Annotated in this window: 15 protein-coding genes; 4 read left to right on the top strand and 11 right to left on the bottom strand. The window is 70.5% G+C overall.

Going from position 1 to position 17,963, the window contains the following annotated elements:
• Positions 1 to 152 precede the first annotated feature (152 nt).
• Positions 153 to 2,033: a chorismate-binding protein gene (locus ACWIDW_RS00785; RefSeq protein ID WP_454122162.1), complete on the top strand. Its 1,881-nt coding sequence runs from the start codon at positions 153 to 155 to the stop codon at positions 2,031 to 2,033.
• A gap of 39 nt (positions 2,034 to 2,072) precedes the next feature.
• On the opposite strand, the gene ACWIDW_RS00780 is transcribed toward ACWIDW_RS00785, so the two are convergent.
• Positions 2,073 to 3,386 (bottom strand): M50 family metallopeptidase, encoded by a 1,314-nt coding sequence (locus ACWIDW_RS00780; RefSeq protein WP_454122160.1) that lies wholly within the window; start codon positions 3,384 to 3,386, stop codon positions 2,073 to 2,075.
• 86 nt (positions 3,387 to 3,472) lie between these two features.
• On the opposite strand from ACWIDW_RS00780, the gene ACWIDW_RS00775 reads away from it, so the two are divergent.
• Positions 3,473 to 5,083 carry a Mur ligase family protein gene (locus ACWIDW_RS00775; RefSeq protein ID WP_454122158.1) on the top strand — a complete coding sequence of 537 codons (1,611 nt, stop codon included), beginning with the start codon at positions 3,473 to 3,475 and terminating at the stop codon, positions 5,081 to 5,083.
• A gap of 28 nt (positions 5,084 to 5,111) precedes the next feature.
• Here ACWIDW_RS00775 and dxr read toward each other — a convergent pair whose 3' ends face one another.
• Entirely contained in the window at positions 5,112 to 6,194 is a 1,083-nt protein-coding gene (dxr, locus tag ACWIDW_RS00770; protein ID WP_454122157.1) for a 1-deoxy-D-xylulose-5-phosphate reductoisomerase, read from the bottom strand.
• A 61-nt stretch (positions 6,195 to 6,255) separates the two neighbouring features.
• Positions 6,256 to 7,170: an FKBP-type peptidyl-prolyl cis-trans isomerase gene (locus tag ACWIDW_RS00765; protein ID WP_454122155.1), complete on the bottom strand. Its 915-nt coding sequence runs from the start codon at positions 7,168 to 7,170 to the stop codon at positions 6,256 to 6,258.
• 161 nt (positions 7,171 to 7,331) lie between these two features.
• Between ACWIDW_RS00765 and ACWIDW_RS00760 the strand changes: the two genes are divergently transcribed.
• Positions 7,332 to 8,120, top strand: coding sequence for a lysophospholipid acyltransferase family protein (locus ACWIDW_RS00760; RefSeq protein ID WP_454122153.1), 789 nt, complete (start codon positions 7,332 to 7,334; stop codon positions 8,118 to 8,120).
• 2 nt (positions 8,121 to 8,122) lie between these two features.
• Here ACWIDW_RS00760 and ACWIDW_RS00755 read toward each other — a convergent pair whose 3' ends face one another.
• Positions 8,123 to 8,611 (bottom strand): OsmC family protein, encoded by a 489-nt coding sequence (locus ACWIDW_RS00755; RefSeq protein ID WP_454122152.1) that lies wholly within the window; start codon positions 8,609 to 8,611, stop codon positions 8,123 to 8,125.
• Between the two features lie 40 nt (positions 8,612 to 8,651).
• On the opposite strand from ACWIDW_RS00755, the gene ACWIDW_RS00750 reads away from it, so the two are divergent.
• Positions 8,652 to 9,647: an asparaginase gene (locus ACWIDW_RS00750; RefSeq protein ID WP_454122150.1), complete on the top strand. Its 996-nt coding sequence runs from the start codon at positions 8,652 to 8,654 to the stop codon at positions 9,645 to 9,647.
• Positions 9,648 to 9,657: 10 nt separating this feature from the next.
• Here ACWIDW_RS00750 and ACWIDW_RS00745 read toward each other — a convergent pair whose 3' ends face one another.
• The 7 genes from ACWIDW_RS00745 to atpD all read right to left on the bottom strand — a co-directional run bounded on the left by ACWIDW_RS00745 (position 9,658) and on the right by atpD (position 17,949).
• Positions 9,658 to 12,426 carry an FtsK/SpoIIIE domain-containing protein gene (locus tag ACWIDW_RS00745; protein ID WP_454122148.1) on the bottom strand — a complete coding sequence of 923 codons (2,769 nt, stop codon included), beginning with the start codon at positions 12,424 to 12,426 and terminating at the stop codon, positions 9,658 to 9,660.
• A 58-nt stretch (positions 12,427 to 12,484) separates the two neighbouring features.
• The gene (locus ACWIDW_RS00740; RefSeq protein WP_454122146.1) at positions 12,485 to 13,309 is read right to left on the bottom strand and encodes a PP2C family protein-serine/threonine phosphatase; all 825 of its coding nucleotides are present in this window, start codon (positions 13,307 to 13,309) and stop codon (positions 12,485 to 12,487) included.
• A 68-nt stretch (positions 13,310 to 13,377) separates the two neighbouring features.
• Complete coding sequence (locus ACWIDW_RS00735) at positions 13,378 to 14,361, bottom strand: aldo/keto reductase (protein ID WP_454122145.1); 984 nt, start codon at positions 14,359 to 14,361, stop codon at positions 13,378 to 13,380.
• A gap of 113 nt (positions 14,362 to 14,474) precedes the next feature.
• The gene (locus ACWIDW_RS00730; protein WP_454122143.1) at positions 14,475 to 15,293 is read right to left on the bottom strand and encodes a large exoprotein; all 819 of its coding nucleotides are present in this window, start codon (positions 15,291 to 15,293) and stop codon (positions 14,475 to 14,477) included.
• Positions 15,294 to 15,414: 121 nt separating this feature from the next.
• A complete protein-coding gene (locus tag ACWIDW_RS00725) occupies positions 15,415 to 16,155 on the bottom strand; it encodes a YaaA family protein (protein WP_454122141.1) in 741 nt (246 codons plus the stop codon).
• A gap of 76 nt (positions 16,156 to 16,231) precedes the next feature.
• On the bottom strand, positions 16,232 to 16,492 hold the full coding sequence (locus tag ACWIDW_RS00720; protein ID WP_454122140.1) for a F0F1 ATP synthase subunit epsilon: 261 nt from the start codon (positions 16,490 to 16,492) through the stop codon (positions 16,232 to 16,234).
• A gap of 2 nt (positions 16,493 to 16,494) precedes the next feature.
• Positions 16,495 to 17,949, bottom strand: a complete 1,455-nt coding sequence (gene atpD, locus ACWIDW_RS00715; protein WP_454122138.1) for a F0F1 ATP synthase subunit beta — start codon at positions 17,947 to 17,949, stop codon at positions 16,495 to 16,497.
• Between the last annotated feature and the right edge of the window lie 14 nt (positions 17,950 to 17,963).

The raw sequence follows: 17,963 nt of genomic DNA, 5'->3' as shown, positions 1-17,963 counted from the left end.
CCGCACCACGATGTGCTACTTTCACGGTATGTCCGCGACCCGCACCTGGTGGCCCGCCTTCTAGGCGGTGATTCGCGTACCCACGAGATCAGACCGCCTTCCGGGGCGGTCTTTTTCTTGCCCGCACCGGATCCCCGACCGAGGAGACCCCGATGACCGCAGTTCCGCTCGCCCGACTGGCAGAGCTCACAGCCGATCCTGACGCACCGTTCGTGCTGATCGCACGTGAGGGCGGCATCGACCTGCTCACCGGCGACATCGTCGACGTCGACCGTCTGGCCGACATCCCCCTCGACGGCCCCGACGGCGCCCGCGAGGTGTTCGCCATGGTCCCCTACCGCCAGGTGCGCGAGCGCGGATTCGAGGCGCACGACGACGGCACCCCCCTGCGCTGCCTGCTCGTCACCGAGCACCTTCAGCTCGACCGCGCCGAGCTGATGGATGTGCTCCCCCAGGCCCCGATCGCGCTGAACGACGGCGGGTTCGACATCTCCGACGACGACTATGCCGAGATCGTCGAGCGCGTCATCGCCGACGAGATCGGTCACGGCGAAGGGGCGAACTTCGTGATCCGGCGCGACTATCGCGCGCGATTCGAGGCCGACGACCGCACGGCCGCCCTCACCTGGTTCCGCGCCCTGCTCGCCCACGAGCGCGGGGCGTACTGGACGTTCGCAGTCATCACCCCTGACCAGATCGCCGTCGGGGCCAGCCCCGAGGCGCACGTCGTCGCTCGTGACGGCATCGTCACCATGAATCCGATCTCGGGCACCTTCCGTCACCCGGCGGGCGGCGCGACCCGCGAGTCTCTGACCGAGTTCCTCTCGTCCACCAAGGAGACCGAGGAGCTGTTCATGGTCGTCGACGAAGAGCTCAAGATGATGAGCCAGGTCTGCTCGGACGGCGGCCGGATCACCGGCCCGCATCTGAAGGAGATGTCGCGACTCACCCACACCGAGTACATGCTGCGCGGGCGCAGTCGCCTCGACCCGCGCGACATCCTGCGCGAGACGATGTTCGCCCCCACCGTCACCGGCTCGCCCATGCAGAACGCGTGCGCGGTGATCCGCAGGCACGAGCGGTCCCCCCGCGGGTACTACTCGGGTGTCGCGGCGCTGTTCACCCCGAACGATGAAGGCGGACACGATCTGGACGCGCCGATCCTCATCCGCACGGTCTACCTCCACGGCGGACGGCTGCGCGTGCCCGTCGGCGCCACGCTCGTGCGCCACTCCGACCCGCACGGCGAGGTCAGCGAGACGCACGGCAAGGCGGCAGGTGTGCTGGGCGCGATCGGCGCCATCGAGCGCGACCGCGCGGCCGAGGCTCGAGACGACGATGCGCCGGGTGAGGTGCGGCTCGCCGACGATCCCGAGATCGCCGCTCTGCTGGCATCGCGCAACACCCGCCTCGCGGACTTCTGGATGCAGCCGCAGGATGCCCACCCCGGCGGCCGCTTCGCGGGCCGCCGCGCGCTCGTCGTCGACGCCGAGGACCGTTTCACCACCATGCTCGCCCACCAGCTGCGCCACCTGGGGCTCGAGGTCGAGATCGCCTCGTGGGACGCCGTGACCGACACCGCGATCGACACCGCAGACCTGGTCGTCGCAGGTCCCGGGCCCGGCGATCCCCGCGACACCGCCTCGCCGCGCATCGCGCGCATGCAGCAGGTCGTGGCGCGACGCCGCGACGCGGGAGCCCCGCTGCTCGCCGTGTGCCTGAGCCATCAGATCCTCGCCGACCGGCTCGGCATCGATCTGGTGCCGCTCGATGCCCCTCATCAGGGCGTGCAGAAGACGGTTCCCGTCTTCGGGCAGGACGCGTCAGTCGGCTTCTACAACACCTATACCGCCCGGGTCGTGCCCGGTACGACGGCTGTGCCGGATGCCGAGGTGTCGGCGGATGCCGCCACCGGCGACGTCTACGCGCTGCGCGGCGAGGGCTTCGCGTCGGTGCAGGGACACCTCGAGTCGATCCTGTCACGTGACGGCCTGGAGACGCTGGAGCGGCTCACCGCCCACGCCCTCGCCTGACGCCGGCGGATCGGGCCCGGCAGGCGGAGCCGCGCAGGATCAGCCCAGCAGGCTCATCGGCTTGACGAGGTCGGCCACGATCAGCAGCGCACCCATTCCGATCAGCAGCACGGCGACGACGACGGTCACCGGCACCAGCCGGGTCGCGTCGACGGGCTTCGGGGCGGCACGCCCCGTGATCTTCGCCCAGGTGCGCTTCAGACCCTCCCAGAGCGCGACGACGACGTGCCCGCCGTCGAGCGGCAGCAGCGGGATGAGGTTGAACACGAACAGGGCGATGTTCAACGCCGCGAGCAGGTTCATCAGCACGACGAGGCGGTTCAGCACCGGGGCATCCGTCGCCGCCACCTCACCGGCCAGGCGACCCACCCCGACCACGCTGAGCGGACCGTTCGGGTCGCGCTCGGCTCCCGTCACGAGCGAGACGCCGACGTTCCACAGCTTCTCGGGCAGGTGGATCACGAGGGAGGCGACAGCTCCGGTCTGCTGCATCGCAAGCTCCGGCCCCGTGCCGATCGGCTGCGGCACGTACTCGCTCTGCGCGAAGATGCCCGCGTATCCCACGGTGCGGGTGACCGGCTCACCCTGAGCATCGAGCACCGGCCGGCCCTCGGCATCCACTTCTCCGCGCTGGGCCGCGACCGGAGTGAGGGTCAGATCGACCCGCTTGCCCTCGCGCTCGACGACGACGTCCAGCCGCTCGCCCGGCGAGCGCTGGATGATCGCCGAGACCTCGGCGAAGGTCTGCACCTTCTCGCCTCCGACGCTGACGAGCACGTCGCCGGGTTCGAAACCCGCCTCGGCCGCAGGGGCGGCGGGATCGTCACTCGCGCAGCTCTGCTGCGTCGTGCCGGCGGGCAGAACGCACTCGGTCACCGAGGCGACGGTCGTGCTGGCCTGCTGAATGCCGATTCCGGATGCCATGATCGTGAAGATCGCGATGGCGAGGATGAGGTTCATCGCCGGCCCGCCCAGCATGATGATCACGCGCTTCCAGACCGGCAGGCGGTAGAAGACGCGATCCTCGTCGCCGTCTGCGATCGTCTCGTCGTTGGCGGTGCGGGCATCCTGCACGAGAGAGGCGAACAGGCCCCGGGCGGGGGTGCTCTTCGCCGACGGCGGGTACATGCCCGACATCGAGATGAAGCCGCCGAGCGGCAGCGCCTTCAACCCGTATTCGGTCTCGCCGATCCGCTTCGACCACAGCCGCGGCCCGAAGCCGATCATGTACTGCCCGACGCGCACGCCGAACAGCTTCGCGGGCAGCAGGTGCCCCACCTCGTGCAGCCCGATCGACAGGCCGAGGCCGATCAGCATGAACACGATGCCGCCCAGGTACAGCAGTATCTCCACCCGTCCACGCTAGTGCCAGCGCTGAGGAATCCCCTGGATCTCCGAACGCCGGCAGCCTCCGGGCCGCGTGAGATCATGGACGGGATATGACCACGACATCGCTGCCCCCTGTGCTCCGCCCGGCCGACCCACCCCGTCGTGCGCTGACCGAGCTGGCCGAACGCTTCGCTCGAGACGTCCGCGGTGACATCGCCGGCGTGCAGCTGAGCGGCATCACCCTCGCCACCGCCGACCTGCGTGCGGGCGAGGCCTTCGTCGCCATCCAGGGCGTGAACCGGCATGGCGCCGAGTTCGCGCAGACGGCGGCCGAGAAGGGCGCGGTCGCGGTGATCACCGACGAGGCGGGCGCCGGGATCGCCGGCCCGGCTGGCCTGCCGGTCATCGTCGTGGATGACCCGCGCGGGGTGCTCGGCGCGCTGAGTGCCTGGGTGTACGGCACCGGTGCGGACGACCCGCTGCCGCTGCTGTTCGGCACCACGGGCACCAACGGCAAGACGAGCGTGTCGCACCTGCTGCAGGGCCTGCTGGATCAGATCGGTGTCGTGTCGGGTCTGTCGTCGACTGCAGAGCGGCACATCGCCGGCGAGGTGATCGTCTCGCGCCTGACCACCCCCGAGGCTTCCGAGATGCACGCGCTGCTCGCCCTGATGCGCGAGCGCGAGGTCGAGGCCGTCGCCGTCGAGGTCAGCGCGCAGGCGCTGTCGCGGCACCGCGTCGACGGCATCATGTTCGACGTCGCCGGGTTCACCAATCTCTCGCACGACCACCTCGACGACTACGCCGACATGGAGCAGTACTTCGAGGCGAAGCTGCCGCTGTTCACCCCCGAGCGCTCGCGCCGCGCCGTGGTGAGTGTGGATTCGGCATCCGGATCGATCGTCGTCGAGCGCGCGACCGTGCCCGTCGTCACCGTCGGCACACCCGCGATCGCCGCCGATCCGGATGCCGCCGCCCGCGCCGACTGGGTCGTCTCGGTCGACGACGAGCGTCCCAGCGGCACCGCGTTCACCCTCACCGGCCCTGACGGGCGCACCCTGTCGACCGTCGTGCCCGTCATCGGACCGCACATGGCGGCCAACGCGGGGCTCGCGATCGTCATGCTGCTGGAGGGCGGATACGACTGGGAGCGCATCGTCGGCGCGCTCGACCGCGACGGGCGCATCGTCGCGCATCTGCCCGGGCGCACCCAGTTCATCTCGGGCGAGACCGGTCCCGCGGTGTACGTCGACTTCGCGCACTCCCCCGACGCCTTCGAGAAGACCCTCGCCGCCGTGCGGCGCGTCACCCCGGGCAAGGTGCTCATGCTGTTCGGCGCCGACGGCGACCGCGACGCCACGAAGCGCTTCGACATGGCCCGCACCGCCGTCGAGGGCAGCGACATCCTCGTGATCACGGATCACCACCCTCGGTTCGAGGACGCCGCGTCGATCCGCGCCACCCTCGTCGAAGGCGCCCGTCGCGCGCGACCGGATGCCGAGATCCACGAGGTGTCGCCTCCGGAGGACGCGATCGTGACCGCCGTGGGTCTGGTCGGCGAAGGGGATGCCATTCTCTGGGCGGGACCGGGGCATCAGGACTACCGCGACATCCGCGGCGTCCGCACACCGTACTCGGCCCGCGAGCTCGCCCGTCGCGCGCTCATCGCCGCGGGGTGGCCGGCACCTGACTCGCACTGGCCGGTCCCCTACATCGACTGACGTGCAGAGGTCGCCGGGCGAGCCCTGATCAGGACGCGGCGATCAGGGCGTCCGCCGTGGCGCGCGCCCAGGACTCGGCCTCGTCGAGCGCCTCGATCGTCAGCTTCTCCGGGGCATCGTGCGCGTCGACGACCCGACGCACGGTGTCGACGATGCCGAGGAACGACAGCCGCCCCTCGTGGAACGCGTGCACCGCCTGCTCGTTCGCGGCGTTGTACACCGCGGGGAACGTGCTGCCGGCGCGGCCGACGGCCTTGGCGAGGGCGACGGCGGGGAACGCCTCGTCGTCGAGCGGCTCGAAGGTCCAGCTGGTCGCCGTGCTCCAGTCGAGGGGCCGTCCGACCCCGCCGACGCGATGCGGCCAGTCCAGTCCGAGTGAGATCGGCAGCCGCATGTCGGGCGGAGACGCCTGCGCGATCGTCGAGCCGTCGACGAATTCGACCATCGAGTGCACGATCGACTGCGGATGCACGACAACCTCGATGTCGTCGTACGGCACGTCGAACAGCAGATGCGCCTCGATGACCTCGAGCCCCTTGTTGATGAGCGTGGCGGAGTTCGTGGTGACCATGCGCCCCATGTCCCAGGTGGGGTGTGCCAGGGCCTGAGCAGGGGTGACCTCGGCCAGGTCGGCGCGGGAGCGGCCGCGGAACGGCCCGCCGGATGCCGTGACGACGAGCCTTCTGACCTCGGCGCGCGTGCCGGCGCGCAGCGCCTGCGCGAGCGCCGAGTGCTCCGAGTCGACCGGGACGATCTGGTCGGCAGCCGCTGCCGCGCGCACCAGCTCACCGCCGACGATGAGAGACTCCTTGTTGGCCAGGGCCAGCGTGCGTCCCGCCTCGAGAGCGGCGAGCGTCGAGCCGAGCCCGATCGAGCCGGTGATCGCGTTGAGCACCACATCCGCCTCGACGTCGCGCACCAGCTGCTCGGCCTCGGCCGCGCCGAGAGCGGTGTGCTCGACCTGGAACTGCGCAGCCTGCTCGGCGACCAGTTCGGCGTTGCTGCCCGCCGCGATGCCGACGAGTTCGAAGCGGCGGGGGTGTGCGCGGATCACATCCAGCGCCTGGGTGCCGATGGAGCCTGTGGAGCCGAGGACGATGACGCGACGCATCCCGTCAGCCTATGCGAGAGGGCGGCGACCCTGCCGGATCGCCGCCCTCTCGTTCAGCGCGTCACTGCGCGGCGGGCGCGTGCTGCGTCGCGAGGATGTCGATGACGAAGACGAGCGTCTTGCCACCGAGCTCATGACCCTCGGGGTCCTCGCCGTAGGCGAGCGCCGGCGGGATGACCACGAGCACCTGCGAGCCGACCCTCTGGCCGGCGAGCGCCTGCACGAAGCCGGGCACGTACGTGTTGCCCGGTGCGGCGTAGGGCGCACCCCGCGACCACGAGGAGTCGAAGCTCTCGCCGCTCTCCCAGTCGACGCCGTAGTACTGCAGCAGAGTGGTGTCGCCGTCGGCGACCTCGGGTCCGTCGCCCTGCTTCAGCACCGAGATCTTCAGCTCGCCGGGAGCGTCACCGGTGGGAACGTCGACGTCGGGCTCGCCGTCCTTGGCGAGCGTGACGGTGGGCATGCCGTCGGCGGGTTCCTGCTTCTCGCCCCACGCCGCGGTGGGCACGGTGTCGAGCACGTCGATGATGTACAGCTGCGAATCCGCGCCCTCGGAGGCCGGCAGCGCGAAGGCGACGCGCGTGCCGACCGGGGCGCAGCCGACCGCCTCGGCGAGCGCCTGGTTCGCCAGCGCGTCCTGCGGAAGCAGCTCGCCCTCGGTATACCCGATGTCACCCAGGTGATCACCGGTCTTGGAGTCGAAGGCGCTCATCGCGTAGGCGATGTAGTCGCCGGCCTTGACCTTCTTGCCCTCGCCCTCGGAGATGACGGTGCGCTGCACCTCGTCGACCTTCTGGTCCTTCTCCACGGTGATCTTGGCGGGCTGACCGAACTCGCCGCTGACGTCGACGCTGTCGGTGAGCGCCCCGGGAGAAGCCACCTGCGCGCACACGTCGTCGCTGCCCTTCGAGTCGGGCGACGTCGACGGATTCTTCGCGCCGGAGCATCCGGTGAGCAGAAGTGCGGTGACGGCCACGGTGGACGCAAGGGTGAGGGGGCGCAGACGCAAGATGAGACCTCGGATTCGCGGAACGGGAAGATCTCATCCTGACGCACCCTGCTTTGCCGATGCTGAACGCGCGATCAGGACACCGCGTCATTCCGCGACCGGCATGCACCGGAGGATAAGCTCTCCCGGTGAGTTCTGAGCAGTCGGTCACCCCCGTGGATCCCGGATCGGAGACGTCGGCGCACCCCTCGCCCCGCCGTGCGGGGTTCAAGTACAAGGTGGGGCGGATGATCGCCGGCTCGGTGGCGCGAGTGGTCTACCGGCCCCGCATCGAAGGACGCGAGAACGTCCCGCTGACCGGCGCGGTGATCCTCGCCAGCAACCACCTGTCGTTCATCGATTCGATGGCGATCCCGATCGCCGCTCCCCGACCGGTGCACTTCCTGGCGAAGTCGAGCTACTTCGAGGGCACCGGACTCAAGGGCGCCATCTCGCGCGACTTCTTCACCTCGGTCGGCGCGATCCCGGTGCGCCGCGGCGCAGGGCAGGCCGCGCTCGATGCGCTGGATCAGCAGCGCCAGCTTCTCGACGACGGCCTGGCCGTCGCGCTCTACCCGGAGGGCACGCGCTCGACGGACGGCCGGCTGTACAAGGGACGCACCGGCGTGGCCTTCCTGGCCCTGCAGACCGGCGCTCCGGTCGTGCCCGTGGGCCTCATCGGCACGGACAAGGTGATGCCCAGGGGTGCGAAGATGCCCGTGCTCAGCGAGCGCGTGACGGTGCGCTTCGGCACGCCGATCGATGTGTCCAGGCACGGTCCGGCGACGAGCGGACGAGCCCGCCGACTGGCCACCGACGAGATCATGGCCGCCATCCACGCCCTGAGCGAGCAGGAGCTCGCCGGCGTGTACAACGAGCCGCCGGCGCAGACGCCGATCGAGAAGCTCAAGCAGGTGCTCCCCCACGAGCGCCGCTGAGCTCAGGCGGATTCGGACCCCACCACCACGGTCGCCTCGTGGTGCACCGGGAAGTTCACCGAGTTCGCGATGAAGCACCACTCGTGAGCGGTGTGGTGCGCTTGCTGTGCCGCCTCGAGCATCGACTCGTCGGCGACCCTCACCCGCGGTCGCAGCGTCACCTCGGCGAACGCGCCTGCGCCCCGGCCGTCCTCGCGCATGACCCCCGTGGCCTCGTCGAGGTAGGCGGTCACGACGACCCCGGCCGTGACGCAGGCGTGCAGATACGACAGCAGGTGGCATTCCGACAGCGCCGCCACGAGCAGATCCTCCGGATTCCACCGGGCCGGGTCACCGCGGAACGGCTTGTCTGCCGACGCCAGCAGGTCGGGTTTGCCCGGGATGCCGATCGTGACGTCGCGCGCGTAGTCGCGGTATCCGCTCGTGCCGGTGCCGCGGTTGCCCGTCCAGGTGGTCGTGAGCGCGTAGTGGTGTTCACCGAGGGGAGCCATGGCGCCAGTCTGCCACCGTGCGGCGCATTAGGCTTGTCTGGTGCTCGAGACTCTCACCATCGCTGATGCCGTCGAACTCGCGATCGTGGAGCGCAACGGCTTCGTCGAATCCCGCCATGCGGGCGCCGCGGTCGTGCTCTCCCCCGACGGGGAGGTCATCGCTCAGCACGGCAACGCCGACGCGCTGATCCTGCCGCGCTCCAGCCTGAAGCCACTGCAGGCGATCGCCAGCGTGACCGCCGGCGCAGCTCTGGAGGGCGAACAGCTCGCGCTCGGCACGGCCAGCCACGGCGGCACCGACCGGCACGTCGAGGTCGTGCGCGAGATGCTCGCCGCGGGCGGGCTCAACGAGGACGACCTGGGATGCCCCGCGGCGTGGCCCTCCGACGCGACGGCACGTCGCGACATGATCCGCGACCACGCCGACAAGGCCCGCGTGCGGATGAACTGCTCGGGCAAGCACGCGCTGATGCTCCGCGCCTGCGTGGCGACCGGATGGCCGACCGAGGGCTACCTCGACACCGCACATCCGCTGCAGGTGCACATACGGGATGTCGTCGAGCGCCTCGCCGGCGAGAAGATCGCGCACACGGCGATCGACGGCTGCGGTGCACCGGTGCATGCGATCACTCTGCTGGGCCTCGCCCGGGCGATCCACCGGATCGGCTCGGCATCCGAGCGCTCCCCGTTCGCCCTGCACCGGGTGGCCGGCGCACTCGTGCGCGCGGTGCGCGAGAACCCGTGGACGATCGCCGGCCCCGGCGAGCCGGACACCATCGCCATCGAGACGCTCGGCGTGTTCGCCAAGCACGGCGCCGAGGGCGTGATGGTGATGGTCGCGCCCGACAACACGACCGTGGCGCTGAAGACCCTCGACGGCAGCAGCCGCGCGTCGGCGATCGTCGCCGCGACTCTGCTCGCGCGTGCCGGTGCGCTCACCGAAGCGGATGTCGCCGCGCTCGCGACGGCTCTCCCGCTCGACGTGCTCGGCGGCGGTCACCCGGTCGGCATGATCCGCCCGGGCTCCGGCATCTGACACCGCCGGCTCACATCAGCCGCACCCGCCGCGGCCTGCCACCGGACGCCACCACCCACGCCCGGCCCTCGTGGAGCCGCGCGAACGGCGGGGTGTCGCGCACGCCGGCGAGCTGACGCAGCTCGGTCGCGCACTCGGCAGCGACGACGAGCTCGCCGCCGCTGCGGACGCCTTGCAGCAGCGACCACTGAGCACGCCACTGCTCGGGATCGCCGACGATCACCAGCGGCGCACCGTCGCCATCCCGATCGATCCCCGCCGAGGCGGTCTCCGCGAGGGTCGTCACCCGGAATCCCGGGTGAGCGTGGGCGAGCGCGCTCCGGGTCTCCTCGACGGCCGACGTCACCACACCGGCGAGCGTCTGCCGAGGCCGCCAGCCCTCCGCGCCGCGGCCGCGTCCACCCTCCCGTCGCCCGCTGCCGGTCCTTTTGACGGTCGTCGCTCCGAGACCGGCCGGTTCGCCGCCCGCCGCGACCGCATCGGTCCAGCAGAGCTGCACGTCGCGGCCGTCGACCGCTCCACGCCCAGGCGGCCGATGCGGATCGAACGCGGCGGCCTCGCCGCCGGCGGCGATGTGCTCGACTCGGCTGCTGAGCCGCAGCAGCGCGCGGCGCGGAAGCCCGTCGAGCAGCCGGCCGACCGGGCCCGACGCTCGCGAGGCGGTGATGACCGCACCGGCAGGGTCCCGCACGATGTGCTCCCAGCGGCTCATGAAGAGCTGCGCATGGTCGGCCGGGTACTGCGCGAGCAGAACGTCGAGATCGTCGCAGAGCACCATTCCGTGGCGGCCGGTCGACAGCTCTGCCACGGCATCCCACGCCTCCTCGGCGTCGCTCGGGATGACGACGGCATCCGGTGCCTGGGACTGCACCGTGCGGATCAGCGTGCTCTTGCCCGAGGCCGGGCCACCGAGCACGCCGAGTCCGTCGCCTCGTGCGAGGTGCACCCACGGCTGGCTCTGCTGCTCGGGCTCGTCCGCGCGGCCGAGCACGATGTCGCCGGCCGCGGAGACGCTCCCGCCCGCGGGCACGTCGATCACGCGAGGCAGCGGCGGCAGCCACGGGCTGGCCGGTGCCTCGACCCCGGCCCACCGGAGCGCCACCGCAGCCAGGTCGTGCGGCGCGGTGAGGGCGACGCGCATGGCGTGCGGCTCGTCGTCCTCGGGCCGTCGCACGTACACCAGGCCGCGCGATGCGGGTCCGCCGGGCACGGCGGCGGCAGCATCCGACCCGATCACCAGTCGGCTGTCGGCCGGTTCCGCCACACGCAGGCTCAGCCGCAGCGGGCAGTTCGCCGCCAGGGCATCCCGGATCACACCGCCGGCACGCTGCGTGCCGAGGACGAGATGCATTCCCAGCGCGCGGCCGCGTGCGGCGACGTCCGTGAAGATCTGCGCCAGGTCGGGATGCTCCTGCACGAGAGCGGCGAACTCGTCGACGACGATGACGAGTCGAGCGAGCGCGGGGCACTCGCTCACGTCCCGCGCACCGGCCGACGCCAGGGCCGCCTCCCGGCGCCGCAGTTCGGCGCTGAGGCTTCCCACCCCGCGCCGGGCACCGGCCGCGTCGAGGTCGGTCACGACGGCGACGACGTGCGGCAGGGCGCGCAGCGGGTCGAACGCCGTGCCGCCCTTGAAGTCGATCAGCACGAAGGTCACCTCCTCGGGTGCGTGCGCCACGGCGATCGCGGCGACCCAGCTGATAAGCAGCTCGCTCTTGCCCGTGCCGGTCATGCCGGTGACGATCGCGTGAGGCCCGTCGTCGACGAGGTCGACGAGCACATCGCCCTGCTCCCCTCGCCCGAACCGCGCGCGGAGCCGGCCGTCGCCGCCGGCGGCCGCCTCGAGCTCGCCCAGCGCCACGGCATCCGGCACCTGAGCGTCGTCCTCCGATCTGCTCGCCACTCCGGCCGCGATCAGGGCGATCTGCTGCATCGACACCGCCTCCAGGGCGACATCCCGCAGCCCCTCCACCGTGCGTGCCACCGCCCTGGACGGCGCGACGCACTCCAGCACGGTCGTGACGCCCTCCGGCGGCTCCTCTCCCGGCAGCCGCACGCAGATCATCGCATCCGCCGGCTCGGCTCCGTCGCCGACCCTCAGCCGGAGCCGTGCGCCGCGACGACCGACGTGCGGAAAGCCTCCGAGACCCCAGTCGGCGACGCCGCAACCGTGCAGGCTCAGCTCCGACGGCCCGAACCGCAGGCACAGCTGCGCCACGAGCGCTCTGACGACGGCACTCGCGATCGGGCCCGGAGCACGGACGCACACCCCGCCGCCGAGTTCGACGACGATCGGAGCGTCGGCCAGCTGCTCGGCGCGTTCCCGGAAGGCGCGCGATCGATCGTCGTCGCCGCCCGAGGCGCGCACCCGACTGTCGACGCGGCCCCGCCCGATCACCAGCTCGGTGGCCGAGCTCAGCGGGGTGCGGCCGCGCAGCGGCGGGTCGAGCAGACACCGGGCGGCATCCGGTGAGCGATGCCAGCGCATCCGGTGCTCCTGCGCATGCAGGCGACCGAGCTCGTCTTCGGCGCGCTGCCAGGCAGCGTCGGATTCGCCCTCCGCCCGTCGCCGGGCTCTGCGTCGCGATCGCATGCCGTCCGCGAATGAGGCGAGCAGCATGAGCGGGCCGAGGGCTGCGAAGCACAGCGCGAAGAGCGATCCCGTGATCAACCAGAGCACCACTCCCGCGATGACGGGGACGATCGCGGCGAGCAGCGGGAGCGGTGGCCGCCCGGGCAGCGCGGGAGCTGCGGGCAGGACGATGGTCGTGGCATCCATCCGCCCATCTCAGCTCATCGCGGGGGCGGGATCCGGCCTGTCCACAGGCCGGACCGGCTCACTCCTCGATCGCGGGGTCTGTGGAGGACGACTCGTCTGCGACGGCCAGGGGCTGGGCGGCACCGCCGCTGAAGCGCACGTTGAGGACGATCAGCGTCACGTTGTCGCGTCCGCCGTTCTCCAGCGCGGCGTCGACCATCGCGTTCACCGCCTCGGCGGGGTCGGCGTTCTCACGCAGGAAGTGCAGGATGCCGTAATCGGTGAGCTCTTTGGTGAGACCGTCGGAGCAGATGATGAAGCGGTCGCCGTCGACGACGTCGACCGCGACGTAGTCCGGCGAGACGAGCTCGTTCGCCCCGACCGCGCGCGTGATCACGTTGCTGTAGGGGTGCGCGTCGGCCTCTTCCGGGCTGATCTTTCCCGACGCGATGAGCTCCTGCACGACGGAGTGGTCGGTGGTCACCTGGATCAGGCGGCCGTCACGTTCGAGATACACCCGGGAATCGCCGATGTTCAACGCGATCCAGCGCCAGCCGTCGTCACCGCGGTCGAGGTACACGCCGGTCAGGGTCGTGCCGGTTCCCTCGTCGGTCGTCTCGGGATGCCGGTGGATGTCGTCGACCGCCAGCTGCAGCGCCGCGACGATGCGCTCGTCGTCGATCTGCCCCGAGTCGACCATGTCGGAGAGGCGGTCGACGGTGGCCTGGCTGGCGATCTCGCCGCCGGCGTGCCCGCCCATGCCGTCGGCGACGATGAACAGCGGATACTTCGCGAGGAAGGAGTCCTGGTTGTTCTCGCGGCGTCGCCCTCGGTCGGTCACACCTGCCCAGCTGAGCTCGAGGTCATCGTTGACGCGGAAGGTCTGCGTCGTGGTCTCAGGCACGTGGGCACTCCATCGGGCGGTGGGACGGCCGAACGGCCGCGGGAATCATCATCATCGTAGTGGTGCCGTCACATCCGGTCGGCGGGATCGTCGATCAGCGGGAACAGCGCATCGATCGCGGCCAGATCGGCTGCCGACGGGGTCCACGCGTCGGCGGCCGCCGCATTCGCCTCCACCTGCTCCGGCGTGGTCGCCCCGGCGATGACGCTGGAGACACCCGGCTGCGCCAGCAGCCAGCCGAAGGTGGCCTGCAGCATGGTGATGTCGCGCTGATCGCAGAAGGCCTGGTACTGCTCGAGTGCGTCCCAGGGCGCATCCGCCCAGATCTGCTGACGCGTGCCCATGATCCGGCTGCCTGCCGGCCCGCCCTCGCGGGTGAACTTGCCGGTGAGCAGTCCGTTCTTCAGCGGGAAGAACGGGAAGAAGCCGAGGTCGTAGCGGTTCACCGCCGGCAGCACCTCCCGCTCGGATGCCCGCGCCAGCAGCGAGTAGTGGTTCTGGGCCGAGATGAAACGTCCCGTCGAGCGCGCCCGCGCGGTGAACTCGGCTTCGGCGATCTGCCAGCCGGTGAGGTTCGAATGCCCGTAGTAGCGGATCTTCCCCTCGTCGACGAGTTCGTCGAGCGCGTCGATGGTCTCGGCGATCGGCGTCTGCGGGTCGGGCAGGTGCAGCTGGTACAGGTCGATCCAGTCGGTGCGCAGACGGCGCAGGGAGTGCACGACAGCGTGACGCACGTATCGGCGCGACCCGCGTCCGCCGGGGAAGTCGTAGCCCATATCCCGTTCGTGCCCGAACTTGGTGGCAAGCACCACGCGATCGCGGCGGCCCTCGAGCACCTCGCCCATGAGCTCTTCGCTGCGGCCCGCCTCGGCACCGTACATGTCGGCGGTGTCGAAGAAGAACACCCCGTTCGCGAGGGCCGCGTCGATCACGGCGCGCGTGCCGTCGAGGGTCTCGGTCACGGTTCCCGCGCGACCGAAGTTGTTGCACCCGAGGCCGGCTGCGGAGACGACGAGTCCGGATGCGCCGACGCGACGCTGCGAGGTGACCATGCATCCACACTATCGGGGCGCCGCACGTGCTCGGACCGGCCCGGCGGGTCGGCAGCGTCGCCCGCAGACGCGAGAAGGCCCCCGACGTCCTCGGGGGCCTTCTCGTGATCAGGTCAGGGACGCGGCTGCGTCGGGTCCTCGGGCGAGGCGGGAGGCGCGGGCGGGACCGGCGGGGCGGCCGGAGGTGCGGCCGGCGGCGCCGGGGGCGCCGGCGGGGTGGCCGGAGGGGGCACGGGCGCGCCCGGTGCCGGCGGAACCGGCGCCGAGGGGTCGTACGGCGCGCCGTAGCCGGGCTGGGTCGGCTGACCGTAGCCGGGCTGCGCGGGCGGGGCGTAGCCCTGCGGGGCAGGCGGGGCGTAGCCCTGCGGGGCAGGCGGGGCGTAGCCCTGCGGAGCGCCGTAACCGGTGGCCGGGGCGACGTTCTGGCCAGGCTGCACGGGGACGCCGTCCCAGACGGTCCGGTCGCCGAGGAACCCGTTGCCGGCCCACGGAGCAGGGGCGATGTTCGGGTTCCAGCGCGAGCGGTCGAATGCGGCGATGCCCATCCACACGATGTTCAGCAGCACGAAGAGGATGACCCAGGCCGCTTCCTTCTGCAGCTTCAGCCCGACACGCCAGCCGGCCATCGCGAACAGCGCGGTGAAGACCAGACCGAACAGGCCGCCGATGCCGGTCCACGACAGCAGGATGGTCGCACCCAGGGTGTACAGCACGAGCCACGGGCTCATGTCGCCGAGCTTGAAGAAGATCATCTCCCGGTAGACCGGAACCCAGGCGCGCCATTTGCCGACGACGCCGGCCTTCTCGAAGATCTTCATCATGAAGATCGACGAGACGACGTACATGATCGGGCCGAGGATGAGCAGCAGCACCGTCACCAGCCCGATGATCGCAGCGAAGGCGGTGTAATCGCCGTAGTCGTCGTATCCCATGGATGAACCACTTCTCTCGTCGAGAGGAAGCGGTAGTGCTCCCCCGTGCGGATCTCGTGCACCGCACATGCTAGCGAAGCAGCAGGACGGCGGGCAACGAGCCACCCCGTCGTCGGGGAGATCAGCCGGTGACGACGAGCTCGAGAACGGCGGCGTCCGCGGTCTTCTGCAGCCGGATGCCGTGCTCATCCGCCCACTGCACGAGCGCGCGCACGGAGCTGCCCCTCGGGCGTGTCGTGGCGAGGGCGCGCACGAGCTCGCCCTTGGCCTTCTTGTTGAAGTGGTTCAGGGCCCGCCCTGTATCGGTGACGACCCGCACATACGCCGACGGCACCACCCCGGCGACCGGCCCGAGCGCGACGTACGACTCGCTGCGCAGATCGAGCACGAATCCGGCATCCGCGAGTGCGGCGGACGTCGCCTCCGCCCAGTGCCGGCGCAGCGGGCGGATGCCGGGCAGCGACGTTCCGGCGGCCAGCCGGTATGCCGGGATCTCATCGAGCGCGCCGATCGGTCCGAACGGGGCCGAATGGATCAGCACGTGCTCGCCGAGCCAGCGCCGCGCGACCCTGTCGAGGGAGGGTGCGTCGAGAGCGTCGTAGAGCACGCCCGTGTACCGGTCGATCGCGGCCATCGTGGGCGCCGTGCGCAGCATCCGGTTGTGCGCAATGTCGCCGGACTGCCGGTCGCTCAGCTTCAGCACGCGACGGGCGACCGACTCGTCGGCGCTGAGCGCGATGAGGGCTTCGACGAGCTCGGTGCGATGCGGCGTCAGCGATGGCAGCGCGAGCTCGTCGAGGCGCATCGGGGCGCCGGAGCCACCGGGACGCTTGGTCTCGGACGGGGGCAGAAGGATCTTCATGGTCTCCACACAGACGAAGCGTCCGCTCCGGGTCGTGCGGGGCACGATCCGGAGCGGACGCCGGGTGGTTCTGCGCTCAGGCGATCAGTGCGGCGTTGCCGGCCACGATGGTGAGCGTGTCGCCCTCCATCGAGAGGAAGCCGTCCTGCGCGTTCGCGAGCACCTTGCTGCCGTCTTCCTGAGTGATGCGGACCTCGCCCTGGGCGAGGATGGCCAGCACCGGCTCGTGACCAGACATGATGCCGATCTCGCCCTCGACGGTCCTGGCGACGACCAGCGACGCCTCTCCCGTCCAGACCTCCGCGTCAGCGGAGACGAGGCTAACGTGCAGCGCCATGATCAGGCGTTCTCCTTCTGGATCCTCGCCCATGCCTCTTCGACGTCGGAGATGCCGCCGACGTTGAAGAACGCCTGCTCGGCGACGTGGTCGAAGTCACCGCGGCAGATCGCGTCGAACGACTCGATGGTCTCCTTCAGCGGCACGGTCGAGCCCTCGACGCCGGTGAACTTCTTCGCCATGTAGGTGTTCTGCGAGAGGAACTGCTGGATGCGGCGTGCACGCGACACGACGATCTTGTCCTCTTCGGAGAGCTCGTCGACACCGAGGATGGCGATGATCTCCTGCAGCTCCTTGTTCTTCTGCAGGATCTGCTTCACCGTGGTGGCCACGCGGTAGTGGTCCTCACCCAGGTAGCGCGGGTCCATGATGCGCGACGTCGAGGTGAGCGGGTCGATGGCCGGGTACAGACCCTTCGACGCGATCTCACGTGAGAGCTCGGTCGTGGCGTCGAGGTGCGCGAACGTGGTCGCGGGCGCCGGGTCGGTGTAGTCGTCGGCCGGCACGTAGATCGCCTGCAGCGACGTGATCGAGTGGCCGCGCGTCGAGGTGATGCGCTCCTGCAGGAGGCCCATCTCGTCCGCGAGGTTCGGCTGGTAGCCCACAGCCGAGGGCATGCGGCCCAGCAGCGTGGAGACCTCGGAACCGGCCTGCGTGAAGCGGAAGATGTTGTCGATGAAGAGCAGCACGTCCTGCTTCTGCACATCGCGGAAGTACTCCGCCATGGTCAGCGCCGACAGTGCGACGCGCAGACGCGTCCCCGGCGGCTCGTCCATCTGGCCGAAGACGAGGGCGGTCTTGTCGAAGACGCCCGCCTCCTCCATCTCGTGGATGAGGTCGTTGCCCTCACGGGTGCGCTCACCGACACCGGCGAACACCGACACACCACCGTGGTCCTGGGCGACGCGCTGGATCATCTCCTGGATGAGCACGGTCTTGCCGACACCTGCACCACCGAACAGACCGATCTTTCCACCCTGCACGTAGGGGGTCAGCAGGTCGATCGACTTGATGCCGGTCTCGAACATGGTGGTCTTCGACTCGAGCTGGTCGAAGTTCGGCGCCTTGCGGTGGATCGGCCAGCGCTCGGTGACCTCGATGGTCTCGCCGGGCTCGGCGTTGAGGACCTCGCCGATCACGTTGAAGACCTTGCCCTTGGTCACGTCGCCGACGGGAACCGAGATGGCCTCACCGGTGTCGCGCACCTCCTGGCCGCGGACGATACCGTCCGTCGGCTTCAGGGCGATGGCGCGGACGAGGTCGTCGCCGAGGTGCTGTGCGACCTCGAGCGTGATCTCGGTGGAGTCCTCGCCGATCGTGATGGTGGTCTTGAGTGCGTTGTAGATGTCGGGGATCGAGTCGTGCGGGAACTCGATGTCGACAACCGGACCGTTGACGCGTGCGACGCGTCCGACGACCGCGGTCGCCGGCTGCTCAGCCATGGCGGTGGTGGTCATTTCTCGTCTCTTCT

It is taken from the genome of Microbacterium sp. NPDC055312 (genome assembly GCF_053645675.1).
Note: the sequence above shows the minus strand (reverse complement) of the source record. Positions and strands in the feature narration are given on the sequence as shown.